17 protein-coding genes are annotated in these 19620 nt (G+C 72.4%); 6 read left to right on the top strand and 11 right to left on the bottom strand.

Annotated features, from left to right (window positions below):
- Window positions 1-139: 139 nt before the first annotated feature.
- The 6 genes from AB0M03_RS36810 to AB0M03_RS36835 form a co-directional block, all read right to left on the bottom strand.
- Complete coding sequence (locus tag AB0M03_RS36810; protein ID WP_363500186.1) at window positions 140-724, bottom strand: alpha/beta fold hydrolase; 585 nt, start codon at window positions 722-724, stop codon at window positions 140-142.
- Window positions 721-2055 carry an MFS transporter gene (locus tag AB0M03_RS36815; RefSeq protein WP_363500189.1) on the bottom strand — a complete coding sequence of 445 codons (1335 nt, stop codon included), beginning with the start codon at window positions 2053-2055 and terminating at the stop codon, window positions 721-723. Before AB0M03_RS36815 ends, AB0M03_RS36810 begins: the two co-directional genes overlap by 4 nt.
- Before the next feature lie 31 nt (window positions 2056-2086).
- Complete coding sequence (locus AB0M03_RS36820; protein ID WP_363500192.1) at window positions 2087-3001, bottom strand: TauD/TfdA family dioxygenase; 915 nt, start codon at window positions 2999-3001, stop codon at window positions 2087-2089.
- 45 nt (window positions 3002-3046) lie between these two features.
- Complete coding sequence (locus AB0M03_RS36825; RefSeq protein ID WP_363500195.1) at window positions 3047-4021, bottom strand: quinone oxidoreductase; 975 nt, start codon at window positions 4019-4021, stop codon at window positions 3047-3049.
- A gap of 37 nt (window positions 4022-4058) precedes the next feature.
- Window positions 4059-5117: a 3-keto-5-aminohexanoate cleavage protein gene (locus tag AB0M03_RS36830; protein WP_363500198.1), complete on the bottom strand. Its 1059-nt coding sequence runs from the start codon at window positions 5115-5117 to the stop codon at window positions 4059-4061.
- Between the two features lie 308 nt (window positions 5118-5425).
- Window positions 5426-6439 carry an AraC family transcriptional regulator ligand-binding domain-containing protein gene (locus tag AB0M03_RS36835; RefSeq protein WP_363500201.1) on the bottom strand — a complete coding sequence of 338 codons (1014 nt, stop codon included), beginning with the start codon at window positions 6437-6439 and terminating at the stop codon, window positions 5426-5428.
- A gap of 222 nt (window positions 6440-6661) precedes the next feature.
- Here AB0M03_RS36835 and AB0M03_RS36840 point away from each other — a divergent pair, with 222 nt between their 5' ends.
- Both AB0M03_RS36840 and AB0M03_RS36845 read left to right on the top strand, forming a co-directional pair.
- A complete protein-coding gene (locus AB0M03_RS36840) occupies window positions 6662-7759 on the top strand; it encodes a TauD/TfdA family dioxygenase (protein ID WP_363500204.1) in 1098 nt (365 codons plus the stop codon).
- Window positions 7756-9258 carry a long-chain fatty acid--CoA ligase gene (locus AB0M03_RS36845; RefSeq protein WP_363500207.1) on the top strand — a complete coding sequence of 501 codons (1503 nt, stop codon included), beginning with the start codon at window positions 7756-7758 and terminating at the stop codon, window positions 9256-9258. Before AB0M03_RS36840 ends, AB0M03_RS36845 begins: the two co-directional genes overlap by 4 nt.
- A gap of 69 nt (window positions 9259-9327) precedes the next feature.
- On the opposite strand, the gene AB0M03_RS36850 is transcribed toward AB0M03_RS36845, so the two are convergent.
- Together AB0M03_RS36850 and AB0M03_RS36855 are read right to left on the bottom strand one after the other, a co-directional pair.
- A complete protein-coding gene (locus tag AB0M03_RS36850) occupies window positions 9328-9636 on the bottom strand; it encodes a hypothetical protein (RefSeq protein ID WP_363500210.1) in 309 nt (102 codons plus the stop codon).
- 9 nt (window positions 9637-9645) lie between these two features.
- Window positions 9646-11268 (bottom strand): M6 family metalloprotease domain-containing protein, encoded by a 1623-nt coding sequence (locus tag AB0M03_RS36855; protein WP_363500213.1) that lies wholly within the window; start codon window positions 11266-11268, stop codon window positions 9646-9648.
- Between the two features lie 584 nt (window positions 11269-11852).
- Here AB0M03_RS36855 and AB0M03_RS36860 point away from each other — a divergent pair.
- Together AB0M03_RS36860 and AB0M03_RS36865 are read left to right on the top strand one after the other, a co-directional pair.
- A complete protein-coding gene (locus tag AB0M03_RS36860; protein ID WP_363500216.1) occupies window positions 11853-12956 on the top strand; it encodes a trypsin-like serine protease in 1104 nt (367 codons plus the stop codon).
- Between the two features lie 199 nt (window positions 12957-13155).
- Window positions 13156-13752 (top strand): hypothetical protein, encoded by a 597-nt coding sequence (locus AB0M03_RS36865; RefSeq protein WP_363500219.1) that lies wholly within the window; start codon window positions 13156-13158, stop codon window positions 13750-13752.
- 137 nt (window positions 13753-13889) lie between these two features.
- Here the strand turns inward: AB0M03_RS36865 and AB0M03_RS36870 are convergent, their stop codons facing one another.
- The 3 genes from AB0M03_RS36870 to AB0M03_RS36880 all read right to left on the bottom strand — a co-directional run bounded on the left by AB0M03_RS36870 (window position 13890) and on the right by AB0M03_RS36880 (window position 16449).
- A complete protein-coding gene (locus AB0M03_RS36870; protein ID WP_363500222.1) occupies window positions 13890-14186 on the bottom strand; it encodes a hypothetical protein in 297 nt (98 codons plus the stop codon).
- A 194-nt stretch (window positions 14187-14380) separates the two neighbouring features.
- Window positions 14381-15286, bottom strand: a complete 906-nt coding sequence (locus AB0M03_RS36875) for an NADP-dependent oxidoreductase (protein WP_363500225.1) — start codon at window positions 15284-15286, stop codon at window positions 14381-14383.
- 92 nt (window positions 15287-15378) lie between these two features.
- Window positions 15379-16449, bottom strand: coding sequence for an alkene reductase (locus AB0M03_RS36880; protein ID WP_363500228.1), 1071 nt, complete (start codon window positions 16447-16449; stop codon window positions 15379-15381).
- A gap of 216 nt (window positions 16450-16665) precedes the next feature.
- On the opposite strand from AB0M03_RS36880, the gene AB0M03_RS36885 reads away from it, so the two are divergent.
- Both AB0M03_RS36885 and AB0M03_RS36890 read left to right on the top strand, forming a co-directional pair.
- Entirely contained in the window at window positions 16666-17211 is a 546-nt protein-coding gene (locus tag AB0M03_RS36885; protein ID WP_363500231.1) for a MarR family winged helix-turn-helix transcriptional regulator, read from the top strand.
- A 170-nt stretch (window positions 17212-17381) separates the two neighbouring features.
- Entirely contained in the window at window positions 17382-19148 is a 1767-nt protein-coding gene (locus AB0M03_RS36890) for a CocE/NonD family hydrolase (protein WP_363500234.1), read from the top strand.
- Window positions 19149-19620: the final 472 nt, after the last annotated feature.

Consider the following 19620-nt stretch of genomic DNA (forward strand, 5'->3'; position numbering starts at 1 on the left):
CGGGGCGCGGGCACCACCGCGGGTGTTTATGGGGTTACCTGGGCCCCTCCCTCGGGGGCGGGCGTAAACCGGGGGGGGGTGCCCGCCGTCGCCCGCGCCGGGCGGGAATCGGCGGACACGCCCTGGGGCGTTCGTGTCGTCAGCCGAACTCGAGTTCGCGGACCAGCTCCTCCGCCTGCGGCCAAGGCCCGTAGCCGGCACCAGGGTTGAGGTGTCCGACCGGGCCGAGCCCGATCAGGCTGCTGCCCCAGGCGGCGGCCATCTCGGAGACCCTCTTCGGGTCGGCGAGCGGGTCGTTGTCGCTCATCGCGACGATGCTGGGGAACGGCAGGGCGGTCCGCGGTGTCGGGGCCCAGCCCTTCTGCCGGAGCGCCTCCGGGGTGGGGTAGCCCTCCGGCAGCGGGGTGTCGAAGTCCGGCGGCGTGGCCAGCAGCGCGCCGTGGACCGGGAGGCGGGTCCGCAGCGCCCAGTGGACGGTGGTCATCACTCCGGCGCTGTGGGCGACCAGGATCGGCGGTCCCGGCGCCCGGGACACCGTCTCCTCCAGGGCGGCGACCCGGGCCTCGCAGTCGATCTGATCGTCGTCGCCGGTCAGCGGCGGTACGGTGCGGACGTCCCGGCCGGCGGCGGCGAGGCCGTCGGCGAGGATCGTCTGCCAGTGGTCGGGGACGTGGTGGCGCAGCCCGGGGACGATCACGACCGGGGGAGGGAGGGTGGATCTCATGCGGGTGCCTCCGCTTCGTGGGTGGCCGGGGCGAGGCCGCTCAGGCGGCGCAGGTCGGCGGGGTAGCGGCTGCGGCCGATCAGGAAGCAGGCCGAGGCCAGGAGCGCGACCAGCGGGACCGACTGCAGCGCGCCGAGCAGACCCGTGCGGTCGGCGATCACGCCGGTGATCGCAGCCCCGGGGGCCAGGCCGAGCAGGCTGTTGGCCAGGGTGAGCGTGCCGAAGGCGGTCGCCGGGATCGCGTTCGGGGTCAGATTGGCGACCATGGCGGCCGCCGGGCCGGCCGTCGCGCCGGAGAGCAGGGCGCCGGCGCCGAGCAGGACGAGCTGGGGCGCCCCCGTCGGCAGCCGGAACGCGGCCGTCAGGAGGACCAGCGAGCCCAGGCTGCAGGCGACGGCGACCAGCCACTTGCGGGCCGCGTCCGACCGGCTGATCCGGTCGGACGCCATGCCGCCGCCGATCATGCCGATGCCGATGAGCAGGGCGTAGATCCCTGCCGTGCCGCCGGCCTCGGCCGTGGGCATCTCGTAGTAGCGGTTGAAGAAGCTGGGCAGCCAGGCGATCAGCGCTCCCGGTACGAACAGCTGGAGCCCGCTGCCGACGTAAGCGCTGACCACCGAGACCGAGTTGAACAGCTTCGGCAGGAGGGCGCGCAGCGGTGCCGCCGCCGCCCGCTCCGCCCGGCCGGGGCGCGGCCCGGGGTGGAGCCGCTTCTCGGTGACCACGAGCGCGAAGACCGCGGCCAGGACCAGCCCGAAGAGCCCCATGGTGCCGAACGCCCAGCGCCAGCCCAGGTGTTGGCCGACGAAGCCGCCGATCGCGACCCCGAGGACCGAGCCGAACGCGCCGCCGGCGATGAACGCACCCGAGAGGGTGGCCCGCATGCCGATCGGGAAGACGCTGAGGACCACGGCGATGCCGACACTGCCGTAGGCGGCCTCGCCGATGCCGACGAAGAGGCGGCCGACGAACATCTGGCCGTAGTTGGCCGCCACCGCGCAGCCGAGGGTCGCCACGCTCCACATGGTCGCGGCGACCACCAGGCTCCGTACCCGGCCCCAGCGGTCCGCGAGCAGGGACATCGGGAAGGCCAGCACGCCGACCGCCAGTGCGACGATGCCGCTGAGCGATCCCAACTGCGCGTCCGTCAGGAGCCATTCGGCCTTCAGCAGCGGGAAGACCGCATTCAGCACCTGCCGCGACATGTAGTCCGAGAGGAGCAGTCCGAAACTCAGCGCGAAGACCATCCAGGCATAGCGCCGGGACACGGCCGGCGCCGGGACCTGGGCGGCCGGAGCCGCCGCCGGCTCCGCATTGGTGTGAAACGCCATTGTTACCACCTCACCTGTTGCTGGGACGGGCTCAGAAGGGTCTGTCTCCGACGATTCCGGCGCGCTCCATCCGGCGGACGGCGGGCCAGTAGTCCTGCACGGCGTAGTGCTGGGTGGAGCGGTTGTCCCAGATCGCGACGCTGTTGGGCTGCCAGCGCCAGCGCACCTGGTACTCGGGGATCGCCGCCTGGCTGATCAGGTAGGTCAGCAGGTTGGCGGCGCCGGGGGCGTAGTCCAGGCCGAAGCGGACGTTCTCCGGGGTGTGGTAGTTGACGAAGTGCGTGGTGAAGCCGTTGACGAAGAGGATCTTCTCGCCGGTCTCGGGGTGGGTGCGCACCACCGGGTGCTCGGCGTCCGGGTACTGGGCCTTCAGCCGGTGGCGCGCCTCGGTCGGCATCACCGCGCCGAAGGTCGCCTCGATGCTGTGCCGTGCCCGCAGGCCCTCGATCTGCGCCTTGATGTGGTCCGGCAGCCGGCGGTGGGCCTCGACCATGTTGACCCAGAGCGTGTCGCCGCCGACCGGTGGTGATTCGATGCAGCGCAGGACCGCGCCCATGGCCGGGGTCTCCCGCCACGTGCCGTCGGTGTGCAGGGCGTTCTCGTAGTGCTCGGGCGGGCTGTCGAGCTCCTTGTAGATGCGCACCAGCCCGGGGTGGTCGGGGTCGCTGCCGGCCACCGGGTGGTCCTCCAGCGGGCCGAACCGCCGTGCGAAGGCGACGTGCTCGGCCCGGGTGATGTCCTGGTCCCGCAGGAACAGGACCTTGTACTGGAGCAGGAGTTCCCTGATCTCGGCGAACAGGTCGGCGTCGCGCGAGGCGTCGCCGAGGTTCACCCCGGACAGCTCGGCGCCGATGGTGCAGGTCAGCGGCTCGACCTTGATCGAGCGGCGGACGGACGGACGCACCAGGGCCGGCGCGGCCGCACCGGGGAGGGCGGTCTGGTTCATGTGGTTCCTCCGGGGGAGGCTGTGGGGGTCCGCGCCGGGCGCGGGTCAGAGGACGAAGACGGAGGATCCGGTGGTCCTGCCGCCTTCCAGGTCGCGGTGCGCCTGTGCGGCGTCCTTGAGCGAGTAGCGCTGGTTGATCTCGATCCTGATGCGGCCGGCGGCGACGTGGCCGAAGAGCTCGCCCGCGAGCTCGGCGCGTTCCGCCGGGTCGGCGATGTAGTCGGCGAGCGCCGGCCTGGTCACGAACGCCGAGCCGTGGAGCGCGAGTTGCATGGCGTCGATCGGCGGGACGGGACCGGAGGCGGTGCCGAAGCACACCAGCAGGCCGCGCCGCGCCAGCGAGCCGAGCGAACCGGCGAAGGTGGTCTTGCCGACGCTGTCGAAGACGACCGGCACGCCGGCGCCGCCGGTCAGTTCCCGCACCCGCTCGGCGACGTTCTCCTCGCGGTAGTACACGATGTGGTCGCAGCCGTGGGCGCGGGCGAGTTCGGCCTTCGCGGCGCTGGAGACCGTGCCGATCACGGTGAGGCCGAGGAGCTTCGCCCACTGGCAGACGATCAGGCCTACGCCGCCCGCCGCCGCGTGCAGCAGCACCGTGTCGCCGGCCTTCAGCGGGTGGATCCGGCGCAGCAGGTAGGCGGAGGTGAGGCCGCGCATGGTCATGGCGGCGGCCGTCTCGAAGTCGATCGCGTCGGGCAGCTTGATCAACGAGTCGGTGGGCATGACCCGTTCGGTGCTGTAGGCGCCGAGCGGGCTGCCGGTGTAGGTGACGCGGTCGCCCTCGGCGAAGCCGGTCACGCCGGGGCCGACGGCCTCCACCGTGCCGGCTGCTTCCACGCCGAGTCCGGCGGGCAGCGGGGCGGGGTAGAGCCCGGTCCGGAAGTAGGTGTCGGCGAAGTTGAGTCCGACGGCCGCGTGGCGGATCCGGACCTCGCCCGGGCCCGGGGCCCCGACCTCGACCTCCTCCCAGCGCAGGACGTCGGGGCCGCCGGTCTCGTGGAAGCGGATGGCGTGGGCCATGGGGGTGCTCCGTTGCTGTGTCTCGGGGCGGGCGGGGTCAGTACTTGACGTCGCGGAGCATGAAGCCGCGCCGGCCGGGACGGCGGTTCGGCACCATGCCGAGCCGGGCCAGGGTCTCCTCGGCGTCCGTGTAGTACTCGCCGATGTGGTAGATCTCCTTCGCCTCGGCGCCGGTCGCGATGTCGCGGCCGAGCGTCTCGGAGATCTTGACCATCTGCTCGACCTGCTGCACCGAGGTCATCCGCTCGCCCTTGCGGCCCCACAGGTTGTCCTCGTTGCCGACGCGCACGTGGCAGCCGAGGGCGATGCCGATGGCGTTCATCGGGGCGACGGCGCGCATCGAGCTCTCGATGGTGAGCACCGCGCCGTCCGGCGTGCGGCGGACGAACTCGATCAGGTCGGCGGGGTGGCGGCCGGCGAAACCGCCGCCGATGGCGACGTAGTTGAGCACCAGCGGGCCGGTGTACACGCCGGAGCGGATGAGCCGCTCGACGGTCTCCAGCTGGGCGATGGTGGCGAGCTGGAAGTGCGGCTGGATGCCCTTGTCCCGCAGCCGCTCCAGGTGCTCCAGGTAGAACTCCGGGCCGGCCTCCAGGTACATGTCGCGGTACGCGCGGTAGTACTCGGGCTTCGCGATCGAGGTGCCTTCCAGGTCGTCCGCCGTCATGATCTCGACGATGTTCATCTGGCTGGTGTTGATCGCGATGGTGACCTGGTCCGGCTTGGGGTCCAGCTCCGCCAGCATGTGGCGGGTGTCGTAGGACAGCCACTGGGCGTCCGAGCCCTCGCCCTCGGGGGCGAAGGAGATCGAGCCGCCGATCTGCAGCACCATGTCCGGCACCGCCTGGCGCAGCCGGCCGACCAACTCGTTGAACATCGACAGCCGCTTGGAGCCCTTGCCGTCCAGCTCCCGCACGTGGATGTGCAGGACGGCGGCACCGGCGTTGTAGCAGTCGACGGCGGCCTGTACGTGCTCGTCCATGGTGAGGGGGAGGTCGGGGGCGTCGCCGGGCAGCCACTCGGGCCCGTAGGGCGCGGCCTGGATGACCAGCTTCTCCTGGTTCTCGGGCAGCAGGGAGTCGTCGAGGAAGTGCACGGTCCGTCTCCTTCGTCGGATGGGTGGGCGCCGGTGGGGCGCGGGGCGCCGCGGTACGGGGCGCCGTGGTGCGAGCCGCTGCAGCGCCGGCGCTGCGGTGCGGGTCCGGCCCGATGGACGGGGCGCGGACGCGTGGTGCTCCCGGTCGGCGGGGCGGAGGCTGAGGGTGGGCCCCGCCCGGCCCGTCGTCGCGGGGCCGGCCGTCTCTCGCGGTGCAGCAAAGGTAGGGCTCGTCGAGCGGCGGCGCTTGACCGTCGGTGACAGCGGACTTTCCATTTGGGGACACGCGGCCCGGAAGCCGGCGCGGCTCAGTGTTCCGCGGTCTGCCCCCGGCGCTCCCGCCACTCCCGGGCGGTGCAGCCGAACTGCTCGCGGAACCAGCGGGAGAACGCGCTGGGTGCCGAGAATCCCAGCAGGTCGGCGATCTCGGTGAGCGACCGCCGCCGGTTGGACACGAACTGCTCGGCGAGCTGCACCCGCGTCGCGTTGAGGAGCGAGGAGAACGTCTCGCCCGACTGTGCGAGATGGCGGTGCACCGTGCGCCGGTCGACGCCCAGGCTGCGGGCGACCTGCTCGATCGAGCAGCGCCCGGTCGGCAGCAGCACCTCGATCAGCTCGCGCACCCGGTCCGGCACGGTGGTGTCCCTGGGGACGGCGATGGCCTCGAAGTACTGCCGGGCGTACGTCCGCAGCTGCGGGTCGGACATCGCGTTGGGCGAGTCGAGGTCGGCGGCGTAGAAGACGATGCCGTCGAACTCCCGGCCGAATTTCACCGTGGAACCGAAGATCCGCCGGTGGGTGCCGGTGTCCGCCGGGGCGGGATGGGTGAAGCAGACGGACAGCGGGCGCCAGTGGGAGCCGAGGAAGCCCAGCAGGACGCGGTGGAAGGCCCCCACGGCCAGTTCGGTCGCCTGGCGGTGCTCCATGGGTTCGCCGAGGTCCAGCCCGACCTTGATGGTCGCCAGGCCGTCGCGCTCGGAGAGCCGGGTGTGCAGCACCTCGTTGTACATGTGCTCGTGCCGGAGCATGATCCCGAGCGCGCTGCGGACGTCGGGCTCCTCCCGGAGGACGAGGCTGATCGGACCGAGGCTGGAGAACCGGCGGAACTCGGACATCCGCAGGCCGAAGTCCTCGTGCCGGGCGGTGGCGGCCGAGAGCTCGAGCAGGTGGACCACGGCCGCGCCGGAGATCCACCGGTCCTGGACGGCGAGGCCGGCGGCATCCAGGCCGACGTGCTTCATCAGCGGCTGCGGGTCGAGGCCGAGCGACCGGCTCAGCTCGACGTAGCCGCTCAGCGCCGCGGTGCGGACCAGTGGCCTCATGGGATCAGCTCCACTCGGAGAATGTCCCCAAGTGGTAAGCCAAGTGTCACGTGAAGTCAAGCGGTGTGCCGGGCGGGCCCCTACCGTTGCACCACCGCCGAGCGGGTCGGCGGGCCGGCCCCGAGCGGCGGCCGGCCGCCACGGACCGCTCGCATCCCTCTCCGCCCGGCACGACCGCGTGCGGGGAGCGGCGCGGCGGACGACACGGAAGGAGTCCACGGAATGCTGCAGGAGCCCCTGACCGGGCCGGCCGCCTGGCACGGCCCCGACCTGACGGGCCGCGACGAGTGGACCGTCCGGCTGTCGCCGGCGCACCTCGCCGAGCTGGACGCTGCGCTGCACACCGCGCGCAGCCGCGGTGTAACCCTGCTGAGGTCGACGGCCGCGGACTTCCCGCTGCCGACCCTAGCCGCCGGACTGGAGCGCATCGCCGAGGAGTTGGAGAACGGCCGGGGCTTCGTCCTGGTGAAGGGCCTGCCGGTCGACCGGTACGGCGCGGCCGCGGCGGGCCGGGCCCTCTGGGGGATCGGCCGGCACCTCGGCACACCGGTCTCCCAGAACGCCGCCGGGCACCTGCTCGGCCACGTCCGCGACAGCGGCCGGACCATGGCCGATCCGTCGACGCGCGGCTACCAGACCAGTGCCGGGCTGGGGTTCCACACGGACGGCTCGGACCTCCTCGCACTGCTGTGCCTGCGGCCGGCCGCGGAGGGCGGACGGATCGGCCTGGCGAGCTCCGCCGCCGTCCACAACGCCGTCCTGGCGCGCCGTCCCGACCTGGCGGCCCGCCTCTACCGCCGGTACGCGGTGGACCGCAGGGAGGAGCACGGGCCGGACGAGCGCCCGTACGACACCGTGCCCCTCGCCTGCTGGCACGCGGGCAGGCTCAGCCTGCGCTACAACCGGTGCCACCTGGAGTCCGCGCAGCGCTTCCCGGACGCCCCGCGGCAGGGGCCGGAGGACACCGAACTGTTCGACCTGATCGACGAGTCGGCCTCCTCCCCGGCCTCCCGGCTCGACCTCGACCTGGAGCCCGGCGACCTGCTGCTGGTCAACAACCTCGCCGTCCTGCACTCCCGCTCCGCCTACCGGGACGGCCCGGGACACCGCCGCCACCTGCTGCGGCTCTGGCTGGCCCTGCGGCAGGGCCGACCGCTGCCGCCCGCCCTGTGGACGGACCCGTACCGGGCCGACACCGACACCGGTCGCGGCGGCGTCCCGCCCCGCGACGTGATCACCCCGCCGCACCCGGCGGACCGCACGGTCCGCCTCCCGTACCGCAGCCGCCACCGGCTCGGCCCGAAGGAGACCACGCCATGACCAACCTCGCCTCGCTCCTGGTGTCCTCGGCCCGGGCGCACGGGGAACGGACCGCCGTCCGGCAGGACGGGACCGTCCTGACCTACGCCCGGCTGGAGGACGCCAGCGCCCGGCTGGCCGGGCTGCTGCACGCCGACGGCGTCCGGCCGGGCGACCGGGTGGCCCTGGTGCTGCCCAACGTCGCGCTCTTCCCCGTCGCGTACTACGCCGTGCTGCGCGTCGGCGCCGTCGCGGTGCCCATGAACCCGCTGCTGAAGGCCCGTGAGATGGCCTTCGTCCTGCGGGACTCCGGGGCCCGCACCGTCCTGACGGCCCCGCCGTTCGCGTACGAGGTCGCCGAGGCCGCCGCGGAGGCCGGGGTCGGCAGCCTGGTCGTCGAGGCCTCGGCCTTCGACGCACTGCTCGGCAGCATCCCGCCACTGCACGGGGTCGCCGAGCGGGCCGCCGACGACACCGCGGTGATCCTCTACACCTCGGGCACCACCGGGACGCCGAAGGGCGCCGAGCTCACCCACCACAACCTGCTGAGCAACGCCGTGACCTGCGTCGAGACGCTTTTCAGGCTCGGCCCGGACGACGTCCTGTTCGGCGGCCTGCCACTGTTCCACGCCTTCGGGCAGACCTGTGCGATGAACGCCGCCGTCGCGGCCGGCGCCGCCCTGACCCTCCTGCCGCGCTTCGATCCGCAGCAGGCCCTGGAGATCCTCCGGCGGGACGGGGTCACCGTGTTCCTGGGCGTGCCCACCATGTACACCGCGCTGCTCAACACCGGCGCCCCGGAGGGCCGGGACCTCCCGCAGGTGCGGCTGGCCGTGTCGGGCGGCGCCGCGCTGCCCGTCGAAGTGCTCCACACCTTCGAGCGCTCGTTCGGCACCGTCGTGCTCGAGGGGTACGGACTCTCCGAGACGGCCCCGGTGGCCTCGTTCAACCACCCCGACCGGCCGCGCCGGCCCGGCTCGATCGGCCTCCCGGTCCGCGGTGTGGAACTCAGGCTGGTGGCGGCCGACCGCACCCCGGTCGGACCCGGTGAGGTCGGCGAGATCGCGATCCGCGGCGAGAACGTGATGAAGGGGTACTGGAACCGTCCGGAGGCGACCGCGGAGGCCTTCCAGGACGGCTGGTTCCACAGCGGCGACCTGGCCCGGGTCGACGAGGACGGCTACTACTTCATCGTCGACCGCAAGAAGGACCTGATCATCCGCGGCGGGTACAACGTCTACCCGAGGGAGATCGAGGAGGTGCTGTACGAGCACCCGGCGGTGGCCGAGGCCGCGGTCGTCGGCGTCCCGCACGAGCACCACGGGGAGGAGGTCGCCGCCGTGATCGTCCTCCGGGAGGGCGCACGGGCCACGGCCGACCTGATCCGCGAGCACGTCAGGCAGCGGGTGGCGGCCTACAAGTACCCCCGGATCGTCACCTTCACCGACCAGCTCCCCAAGGGCGCCACCGGCAAGATCCTCAAGCGCGAGATCGTGGTCGAGCAGCCCGCGGCGACCTGACCCGGCCCGGCGACGCCGCAGGAGTGAGGGGGCCGGCCAACGGCCGGCCCCCTCCTTCGTGCATCCCGCTCACCCCGGCGGTTCGACGGCGAAGGTGCCCGGAGCGGGCCTCTTCTCGGCCATCGCCTCGCCCGAGGCGGCCAGTCTGGCCCTCGCACGGATGGTGGACCCGGGCGCCGCGTCCGCCAGGAGCCCGCTGGGCACGGCGAGCAGCATGCGCTGCCCGGCGTTCCCCGACAGCAGGTCGGCGTAGCCGGCCACCGGCTCGGCGTCGAGCACGTCCACCTCTGCCCGGTCCCAGCCCGCGAGCCGCGGATGGGGCCCTGCGCCGACCAGCCGCGCGGTCAGATCAGTGCGGTTCTCGGCTGCCTGCACCATGGCCGGCGCTCACCGCCGGGACGGGCCCTCGTACCGGGGCGTGCCGTGCCCGTTGCCCGCCATGACCAGGGGCTGCGAGCCGCCCGCCGCGCCCCTGAGCTCGGACCGCAGGTTCTGCGCGAGGGCCGCATCGGCTCCGGCCCAGAGCGCCATGGCCTGCTCCAGGGTGGCGAGCCGCTCCTGAAGGTCGTGGATCGTCTTGACCAGCCCGGGCGCCTCTTCCATCTCGCGCCTGGCCACGGCGGCGACGGGCGCGCGCACGCCACCCGCCACCGAGACCGACACCGTGGCGGTCATCGTGGCGCCGGACGCCGAGATGTCCGTGATGGAGACACCGGTCGGGGCCCCGGCGTACGACTGGGAGCTGGGCCTGCTCGAGGGGCTGAACGAGCTGTTGCCGCTGCTCCCGGGGTAGACGTCGCCCTCGTCACCACGGTTGGTCGCCCATTCCAGGTCGTGCTCGTTGTCCGCCTGGACCAGGCCCACCATGTAGTGGCTCTCGTTCGTGTTGTCCGGCTGGCTCTCGTCGATGTGCCAGATCTGCAGACCGTGGCCGGGCAGGGAGCGGTCGTACCCGGTCTGCTGGCGGTTCTCCACCAGGAAGTACTCGTTCCCCGGCAGGCCGTCCGTCCACAGCCGGTGCACCTCGAAGCTGTTCTTGACGTCGGGGATGGACAGCGTCCCGTCGCTCGTGACGTTGACGGGCTTGGCCCAGCCCTGCTGGATCTTGCACCAGGCCGACGGATGCGTCGGGACGTCACCGCCGCCGCCCCACGAACCGGCACCCATCAGACACCAGTTGCCGACCCCTTCCGACGATCCGTCGACGTCGTACAGGTCGGGGAAGCCGAACAGCAGGTGCCCCAGCTCGTGGGCACAGACACCGATCTTGGCGTCCTCGGGAATCGTGAGGTAACCGTAGATCCGGGCGCCGTCGGCGTTGTACGCGTTCGGCAGGACCCACTTGTGCGACCAGATGTCTCCCGGCTTGCCGGTGACTTCGCCCGCCTCGCCGGCGTGCACGACGACGTAGGCGTCGACGAAGCCGTTGCCGTCGTTGTCGTACGGCGCGTAGTTGATGAGCGGGTCGGACTTGACGGCGGCGTCCCGGGCCATGATCTGCGCGCGCGGCTCACCCGTCGGGCGGCCGATGCCGAAGTTGTTGTTGGCGTACCAGGAGAGCTTCTGCGGCAGCCGGACCGGGCCGATGACCTCGCCGACGATGTCCACCAGACCGTGCGTCACTTCGCGGTAGTAGTCCCGGACGCTGCCGTTCGGAAGCTCGCCGACGGAGAAGAACAGCTTCTCGAAGTGCTCCTTGTCCGCGGTCATCGGCTTGTCGGGGAAGTCCGCCAGGACGACGGCGACCCGGACCGTGCCGGTCAGCGGGGTGCGGGCGGCGGCCGCGGTGCGGATGGTCTCGTGCGGGGTGCCCGGCAGGTACTCCTCGGGCGGGATGATGGTGCCGTCGTCGAAGCCTGGCAGGCGGGGGGCGCCACCGGGTCGGAACGCCTGCGCCACGTCCGACGAGGCCCGGACCCTTTCCAGTTCCTGCAGCATCCTGTCGCGCAGCTCCGGGCTGGGGGCGATGGCGCAGAACTCCGACCAGACGGCTACCGCTGAGTCTCGCACCGTAGAACGATCAATCATGCCAAATGCTCCAATGGGGGACGTTCGGGTTGCTCTCTGCACATGGCGCTGTTCACGTCGCAGCGCGGCGTCTCGACAGCGGTTCGGGAGGCACCCGGGCCGGATGCTCGGGGGGTTCGGGCAGCGTGGCGGCCGATGGGATGCCGATCGGCTCTTTCAGCCAGTGGGTGGCGCCGCCGAAGCCGTGATCACGCGACTGCACGGCTCGTGAACAAGGCCACGACGCAAGTGATCCACGCATGTGCGACGCCTGCAACACGATCATCCGTGCCGGCCGCCCGCCGTGGGTGATTGGGTCGATCGGATGAGTGGTACCTGTGCCGCCCGCTGAAGTCCGTCCGCCCGACCGCTCACTCCACTGGGTGGCGATGACATGCGGGCCACCGGTCCGGGCGGCACTCTCAGGGGTGGCACAAAGGTTATCCACCGCAGGGTTGTTGACGCTTCATACGACGTCGAGGACGTTCACCGCGTCACAGGACCCGACACTCACCCGATCCGGTCAGGATGCAATTCACTTCGCCCGGTGTCAGGCGATGTCCCCGGGTCCGGTGCCAAGGAGAGACATGCCGCACGACCGACCCGACTCGCTGCACCACATCATGACGCTGTCGCGCCCGCAGCAGGGCGACCCGCCCGCAGAGCTGAACCATCCGCGCAACTATCTCGTCTTCGGCCGGCTGCCGTCCGCGGCCCAGCTCGACGACCCTGCCAACGCACTCGGCACGGACCAGGACGGGCGCCACTTCGTCAACGATCCCGACACCGTCCTCGGTGTCGTCGTCGGGGCCGTGGAACCGGTGACCCCGGAGGCCATCGGGTCCGAGCTCGCCGCCATGCGGGCGGCCGACGACGGTGTGGGGAACGACAGCGCGGCGTACATCCCGGACTGGACCGCCCTGTCCGCAACCCCGTCGCTGGCACCCGGCCTCGATCGACCCCGGTTGGTGCGCCGCAACGGGACGCAGGTGCGTCCGGAATGGGTGATCGACGTCGACAACCGGTCGCCGTACTACCCCAACACCTTCCCGTTCTCCATCGTCGGCCGGATCTTCGTCTGGGCGGACGCGAACAGCCCGAACTGGAGCTGGTGGGGTACGGCCTCGCTCCTCGGTTCCCGCACGATCATGACCGCCAGCCACGTGGTGCCGTGGGGTTCGTCGAACTGGAAGGCGCTGTTCGTGCCGGCCTACTACGACGGCGCATCGATCCACGGCGCCTGGGCGGCCTCATGGGTGACCAACGCTCAGGGATACAGCAACCACTCCCAGGGCGACGACATGGCGGTCATGCGCCTGGACGTCCCGCTCGGCAACAACCTCGGCTACTTCGGCTTCAAGACGTACACCAGCGACTGGGAGGACCTGAACGTCTGGACGCTGCCGGGCTACCCGTGGGACAAGGACTCCGGCAACCGGCCCTGGCTGCACCTGAACTACCCGATCATCGACGACGACAACGACGGTGCCGGCGTGGAGCTCGAGTACCAGGCCGACACCGAGGGCGGCCAGAGCGGTGCGCCGGTGTTCGCGTGGTTCGACGGAGCACCCTATGTCGTCGGCACCCACTCCGGAGGTGAGGACAACTTCGGCGAACCGCGTCAGAACGTTGCCGCGGGCGGCAACGCACTGACGAACCTGTTGCACTGGGCGCGCAACAACTGGCCGTGACCGCCGTGGTCGGCACCCCCGCCGCCGACTGACGGACCCCGCTTCCGCACGGTGCTCCCCGCCTCCACGGACGGAGGCGGGGAGCACCGTGCGCGTGCCGCGCCTCGAACGCCCGTGCGCCCCGAGGGCGAAATCCGCCCCGGACCGTCGCCCCCGGGCGCTACTCTCTCGCCAGGAACGTCGACGAGGGGTGGGGCTCATGGCGTACGGCGGGGACGCGCTGCCGGGGAACGGTGCGCGGAAGGGGCCGGGGGGCGGACTGGTCGCGATCGGGGTGCTGTTGCTGGTGTACCTCGCGCTCTTCGTGGTCGCGGTGGTCATCAGCGTCATCCAGGGCAGCTACAGCTACCTGATCGGGATGGCCGACAAGCACGCCGACCTGCCCGCGCTGGCCGTCGCCGGCTACTTCACGCCGCTCGCGGCCACCCTGGTCTCGACGTCGGTGCTCGCCGTCCTGGCGTTCAGGGGAGTGTCCTGGGTGCGACCCGCCGCGGCGGTGCTCCTCCTGGTGACGACCCTCTCCGCCTCCGGCCAGCAGCTCTTCATGCAGCTGACCAGCCGGCGGTTGGACGGCATTCTCGACCTGCCGCTCGACGCGATGTTCACCATGCTGCAGCCGTTCCTGGCGCTCGGCGTGGCCGTCGCCGTGGCGGCCGTCGCGGTCGCCACGCGAGAGCCCCGGCCGGGCCCCGGCAGCGGCGGGCCGTTCGTCCCGCCGCTGTACCCGCCCTATACGCCGCCGGCGCCTCCCGTTCCACCCGCCCCGCCCGCCGACCGGCCGAGCCCCGCGCCGTAGCCGCCGGCGGCAGGCGCCGCCCGATCATTCGGCGGAGAGCGGCGGGTGCTCTTCGGAGGACCCCGGCAGCACCACCTCGTCCGTCTGTCGCGCCGCCGCCAGCTCGGCGGGGAGGAGCCGGCCGGAGCGGACGAGCGTCACGCCGCGTGCGAGCTCCACCTCGTCCCCCGGGCCGAACGGCCGGTCCTGCCCCGGAGGCAGCCGCTCCCAGCCGTCGAGCTGCCCAGGGACGAGGACGGTGCGCATCCGGGTGCCGTTCGTGCCTCCATCGCGTCGCGGACGTTCCCCGCCACGGCCCGCAGGGCCTCCTGGAAGCCCTCGACCTTCTCGGCGAGCCGGTCGCCGAGCCCCGTGTCGCGCGGGCCGCCCGGCCCCTCCACCGACGCCCAGATCACCTGGCCGTCGGGCATGGCGAGTTGGACGAGCTGCGGCATGGGACCCCCCTGTGCGGCGCGCGACGGTCACGCAGTGGCCATCGTAGGGTCCGGCCGCCCCCGTACGGGCGTGATGCGCGGAACTCGTCCCCGACTGCCGACGGGGCCGGCGGGCACCCCGGCCGGAGTGCCCGACCGCGGCCCCGGCGCCGCCTCGCCGCTTCCGGCGGCCGCGAGGCGGCGGTGCCCCGGGGTCAGGGCAGCAGGACGGCCTTGCCGCGGTTGCGGTGGGCCTCCAGGTCGGCGTGCGCCCGGGCGGCCTCGGCGAGTGGGTAGGTGCGCCAGACGGGAACGGTGAGCCGCCCGCCCGCGGCCAGGCGCACCAGCTCCGGCAGCACGTCCTCGCCCTGCTCCGTGGTGCCGGCGCTGAAACGCACGCCGTGCTGCCGGGCGGACATGTCGGCGATGGTGATGACCTTGCCCGGGTCGCCGGTCAGGGCGACGGAGTCGGCGAGCACACCGGCGCCGGAGGCGTCGAACACGCGATCCACGCCGCCGGGGGCGGCGGCGGTCACCCGCTCCACCCAGCCGTCGCCGTAGCGGACCGCGGTGGCGCCGAGGGCGGTGACGCGCTCGATGTCGTGCTCGGCGACCGTGCCGACGACGGTGATGCCGCGGGCGGCGGCCAGCTGCACGGCGATGACGCCGACGCTGCCGGCGGCGCCGTGGACGAGCAGGGTCTGCCCCGGCTGCACGCCCAGCTGGCCGAGGACCCGGAACGCCGTCCGGCCGACCGTGACCAGTGAGGCCGCGGCCTCCCACGACAGCGCCTCGGGCTTGGCCACCGGACGCTCCAGCAGGGCGTACTCGGCGTAGCTGCCGCCCGCGGTGGAGCCGAGGACCTCGTCGCCCACGGCCGCACCGGCTCCCTCGCCGGCCGCGTCGACGACACCGGCCGCGTCCAGGCCGGGGACCACCGGGAAGCGGGCCGGGGCGACCTCGGCCATCAGACCGGACCGGATCTTCATGTCGAGCGGGTTCACCGAGGCGGCCCTGACCTTGATCCGGACCTGGCCCGGCCCCGGCTCCGGCGGGGTGACCTCGGACGGCCGCAGCACCTCGGGCGTGCCGTACTCGGAGAAAGTGATCGCAGTGGACATCGGGATCTCCCGGGTAGGAGGGGGCGGGGAGGGGGGGCGCACGCGCGGTGACCCACGGTGCGGCTGCGAAGGCGGCCGGCCGGCTGCGCCGCTCAGGCGGTGAGGGCGGGGTAGTCGGTGTAGCCGCGGTGGTCGCCGCCGTAGAAGGTGGCCGGGTCGGGGGTGTTGAACGGGCCGCCGGCGGCGAGACGGGCCGGCAGGTCGGGGTTGGCGAGGAACAGCGCGCCGAAGGCGACCATGTCCGCGGTGCCGTCCTCGACCAGGGCCAGCGCCTCGGGCCCGGTGGCGGCGGGGTGGGTGAACGGGTTGAGGACGAAGGCGCCGGGCCACGCCTTGCGCAGCCGTCCGGTCAGCTCGCGGTCCGGACCCTCCATCACATGCAGGTAGGCCAGGCCGAGACCGGCCAGCCGCTCCAGCAGCGCCTCGTACACCTCGGCGGGGTTGTCCTCGGCGATGTCGTTGTACGGGTTGCCGGGCGAGATCCGCAGACCCGTGCGGTCGCCGCCGATCGCCTCGACGACGGCGGCGGTCACCTCGGCGGCGAAGCGGATCCGGCCCTCGACCGTGCCGCCCCAGGCGTCGGTGCGGCGGTTGGTGTTGGGGGCGAGGAACTGGTGGACCAGGTAGCCGTTGGCGCCGTGGATCTCCACCCCGTCGAACCCGGCCTCGATCGCGTTGCGGGCCGCGGCGGCGAAGTCGGCGATCGTCGCGCGGATCTGCGCCTCGGTCAGCTCCCTCGGGGTCACGAAGTCCTGCGGCCCCTGGTGCGTGAACACCTGCCCCGCGGCCGCCACCGCCGACGGGGCGACCGGCACCAGGCCGTCCGGCAGCAGGCTCGGGTGGCCGATCCGGCCGGTGTGCATGAGCTGGGCGAAGATCACGCCGCCCTCCCGGTGCACCGCATCGGTCACCCGCCGCCACGCCGCCACCTGGCCGGAGGTGTGCAGGCCCGGGGTGTCGGGGTAGCCCTGGCCGACCGGCGAGGGCTGGATGCCCTCGGTGACGATCAGGCCGGCGCCGGCGCGCTGCGCGTAGTAGGTCGCCATCAGCTCGGTCGGCTCCGCGCCGGGCCCGTAGGCGCGGCTGCGGGTCATCGGCGCCATCGCGAGGCGGCTGGCCAGGCGCTTGCCGCCCAGGACGATCGGATCGAAAGCAGTGGTCATGGTCTTTTCCTTCGAGTGATGGGCGGTGGCCCGGACACATCCACCGTAACAGTTACCTGCTCGAACAAGTAAATACCGCGGAGCCCTTCCCCGGCCACTGTGTGACGCGCGTCACGCGGTATGGCCAGTGATTCTTCGGAATCGAAGGCCGATCGTCCCTGCAGGCCGGAAGTCGCGCGATAGAGTTGGCTGCCCGATCAGGAAAGTGAGGAAGAGATGACGAAGTCCACCCCGGAGGCCGGGAAGGACCCCGAGGGGGCGGGCCAGGAGGTGAGCGTCCCGGTACCGGCCGCGGCCGCCGGAGGACCGATCAGCCATGCGATCTTCCGCCTCGCCCGGCTGCACCGCATGTTCGCCGGCCAGTTGCTGCGCCGCATCGGTCTGCACCCGGGCCAGGAGCTGGTGATGATGCACCTGTGGGAGCTGGGCCCCCAGCGCCAGGCCGACCTGGTGCGGCTCCTCGACTCCGACGCCGCCACCATGACCCGCACCGTCCAGCGCCTGGAGCAGGCCGGATTCGTCCGCCGCCGGCCGTCGCCCACCGACAGGCGCGCATCGCTCATCGAACCCACCGCGGCCAGCCACGCCCTGCGCCGTGAGGTCGAACAGAGCTGGAGCCAGCTCGAGGACCTCGTGACCGCGGGGCTGACCGCCGACGAGTGCACCGCCGCCCTGCGCACCCTGGAACGCCTCGAGCGGAACCTCGTCGAGGCCCCGGCCGACGCCGCAGGCCCGGACGCAGGAGCAGGCGTCGAGCGGTAGCGCCCGGAGGCCGTGCCCCTGCCGGAGGGTGGCGGGGCGTCAGGGTGGGTGGCCGGGTCTCATCACTTCGGGTGAACACCGCAGCGGATCGGTGCGCACACGTACATGATTCCTTGATCATGTGACGCGCGAGCGCCGCTCGCCACGAAATCCATGAGAGGAAGCAGACCATGAGCGACCCCCAGGGCGACTCGACCATCACGCCGGTCACCGCGGAGAGGCTGAGGCAGATCGCGGGCTCCGGCATCTGGGCGCAGGGGCCCTCGGTGGACCCGGCGGCCGCGGACGTCGGCGAGGCGCTGATCGCCACGCTGCAGGGCGCGACCGAGCGGCAGGTGCTCACCACGGAGCTGCAGCAGCTGGTCGCCGAGGTGCAGCAGATCGCCACGATCGGCTTTCCGTGGATCACCGCGCACGACGGGGTGAAGCTGTCGGCGCACTCCATCAGGCTCAACACCGACGAGCCGCGCCCGGTGGTCATCGTCCCGGCCGGGTGGACGCCGTTCGGCTGGGTGCTGTTCGAGTACACCTACCTGCAGCTGGCCAAGCGCGGCTACCACGTGCTCGCCTACACCCCGCGCGGCATCGGGCTGACCACCCACGTCGGCGGCGGCACCTACATCGACGCCCCGTGGACCTCCAAGGGCACGATCGACGTCGGCGGGCCGAACGACTGGGCGGACGGCTCCACGGTGATCGACTACGCGCAGGAGGTGTTCAACCCGAGCAAGGTCGCTTTCCTGGGCGAGTCCTACGGCTCCGGGATCAGCCAGCTCGTCGCGGCCCACGACCCCGCCGCCCGGGTGGACGCGGTGGTGGCGCTGAGCACCTGGGGCAACCTCGCCACCGCGCTGCTGGGCAACGACACCCGGCACCTGGCCGCCGTGAACGCGCTGACCAGCATCACCGGCGGCCCGGAGGAGCGGAAGTTCGACCCGGCCACCCGGCAGATCCTGGAGGACTTCCGCAAGGGCGTGAACCTCGACCTCGTCCGCGCCTGGGCCGAGGAACGCTCGCCGCAGAACCACCTGGCCGAGACCAACGCCCGCAACGTCCCGACCTTCTTCTCCAACACCTGGCACGAGACGCTCTTCCCGGTCAACGAGGTCCTCGACACCTTCAACGACCTCACCGTCCCCAAGCACCTGAACCTGTGGATCGGCGACCACGCCGCACCCGAGGGCGCCGGGCTGACCATCCCGTTCTCCGGCCCCAACCTCCCCGTGGACGAGGCCTTCGCCTGGCTCGACCACCACATCCTCGGCATCCGGAACGACGTCCCCGCCTGGCCCACGATCCGCAGCCAGGTCATGTTCACCCCCGCCGTGCGCGAGGACGCGCAGAGCTGGGGCGAGGTGACCACCGGCACCGAGAAGCTCTTCCTGGGCGCCACCCCGTCCGGAGCCCAGGACGGCACCCTCGGCGCGAACCCGGCGGCCGACTGGACGGTCTCCTTCACCACCGGGAACCTCACCGAGGCCACCGCCGTGGACGCCCTGCTGACCACCGGTCAGGAGGAGTGGAAGGGCAACCCGAAGGCCTACACGACCGGGAAGTTCGACCGCCGCTACCTCGCCACCTGGGTCTCGCCGGCCGGCGCCCGCCGGGTGCGGGGCATCCCCCGCGTGCAGCTGACGGTCACCGGCACCGAGGAGACCACGACCCTGGTGGCCTACCTGTTCGACCTCGCCCCCGACGGCACCGCGCGGATCATCACCCACGAGCCGTACACCCTCACCGCGGACGGCCCGGGCAAGGCCGTCACCGCGACCTGGGCCCTCCAGGCGGCTGCCTACGACATCCCCGCAGGCCACAAGGTCATGCTCGTGGTCAACAGCAAGGACCAGCTGTACTCCGACGCCAACCCCGCCTACAGTACCCTGCAGATCGGCTCCGCCGCCGGCGCCGAGTCCTACCTGGACCTGCCCCTCGGCTGACCCCACGCGGACCGCGACAGCCCGGGCGCACCGGACCCGGCTCGACCACCGGCGCGCCCGGGCTGCCCGGACCGCGCAACGGGCGCAGCCCCAAGATCGTTGACCCGGGTTCTCCCGGAGGCCGCCCGCACGAGGTCATCCGTTGGTCGACCGCACTCCGACCCCAAGCCCGGCAAGCTCGCCTACGCACTCGAGTACAAGCGGGTCCACGCACTGGGCTGACCGAGCCGCCCTGCGACCCCCGAAAGCGCGAACACCTTCCGAAGAGGACCGGCCACGCACGGCCGGTCCTCTTCGTGCCCGGCCGCGTGCAAATGATCCAAACGAAACCGCCGGGTGGAGCCGAGCGTTGCCCGTCCAGTGGTTCGACTCCCTGTTAGGGCCTGTTGCGAAAGCGGATCAAGGTCGTAGATGATCACGGTCCGTGGGACGTGGTGATCTGACGAACGGCCAGTGGGAGCGACTGGAACCG

The sequence above is a fragment of the Kitasatospora sp. NPDC051914 genome, assembly GCF_040680995.1.
Taxonomy (GTDB): Bacteria; Actinomycetota; Actinomycetes; order Streptomycetales; family Streptomycetaceae; genus Kitasatospora.

Excerpts from the sequence above, each read along its gene's own strand:
- AB0M03_RS36810 (WP_363500186.1), bottom strand. The coding sequence starts at position 724 with ATGAGATCCACCCTCCCTCCCCCGGTCGTGATCGTCCCCGGGCTGCGC.
- AB0M03_RS36815 (WP_363500189.1), bottom strand. The coding sequence starts at position 2,055 with ATGGCGTTTCACACCAATGCGGAGCCGGCGGCGGCTCCGGCCGCCCAG.
- AB0M03_RS36820 (WP_363500192.1), bottom strand. The coding sequence starts at position 3,001 with ATGAACCAGACCGCCCTCCCCGGTGCGGCCGCGCCGGCCCTGGTGCGT.
- AB0M03_RS36825 (WP_363500195.1), bottom strand. The coding sequence starts at position 4,021 with ATGGCCCACGCCATCCGCTTCCACGAGACCGGCGGCCCCGACGTCCTG.
- AB0M03_RS36835 (WP_363500201.1), bottom strand. The coding sequence starts at position 6,439 with ATGAGGCCACTGGTCCGCACCGCGGCGCTGAGCGGCTACGTCGAGCTG.
- AB0M03_RS36840 (WP_363500204.1), top strand. The coding sequence starts at position 6,662 with ATGCTGCAGGAGCCCCTGACCGGGCCGGCCGCCTGGCACGGCCCCGAC.
- AB0M03_RS36845 (WP_363500207.1), top strand. The coding sequence starts at position 7,756 with ATGACCAACCTCGCCTCGCTCCTGGTGTCCTCGGCCCGGGCGCACGGG.
- AB0M03_RS36850 (WP_363500210.1), bottom strand. The coding sequence starts at position 9,636 with ATGGTGCAGGCAGCCGAGAACCGCACTGATCTGACCGCGCGGCTGGTC.
- AB0M03_RS36860 (WP_363500216.1), top strand. The coding sequence starts at position 11,853 with ATGCCGCACGACCGACCCGACTCGCTGCACCACATCATGACGCTGTCG.
- AB0M03_RS36865 (WP_363500219.1), top strand. The coding sequence starts at position 13,156 with ATGGCGTACGGCGGGGACGCGCTGCCGGGGAACGGTGCGCGGAAGGGG.
- AB0M03_RS36870 (WP_363500222.1), bottom strand. The coding sequence starts at position 14,186 with ATGCCGCAGCTCGTCCAACTCGCCATGCCCGACGGCCAGGTGATCTGG.
- AB0M03_RS36875 (WP_363500225.1), bottom strand. The coding sequence starts at position 15,286 with ATGTCCACTGCGATCACTTTCTCCGAGTACGGCACGCCCGAGGTGCTG.
- AB0M03_RS36880 (WP_363500228.1), bottom strand. The coding sequence starts at position 16,449 with ATGACCACTGCTTTCGATCCGATCGTCCTGGGCGGCAAGCGCCTGGCC.
- AB0M03_RS36885 (WP_363500231.1), top strand. The coding sequence starts at position 16,666 with ATGACGAAGTCCACCCCGGAGGCCGGGAAGGACCCCGAGGGGGCGGGC.
- AB0M03_RS36890 (WP_363500234.1), top strand. The coding sequence starts at position 17,382 with ATGAGCGACCCCCAGGGCGACTCGACCATCACGCCGGTCACCGCGGAG.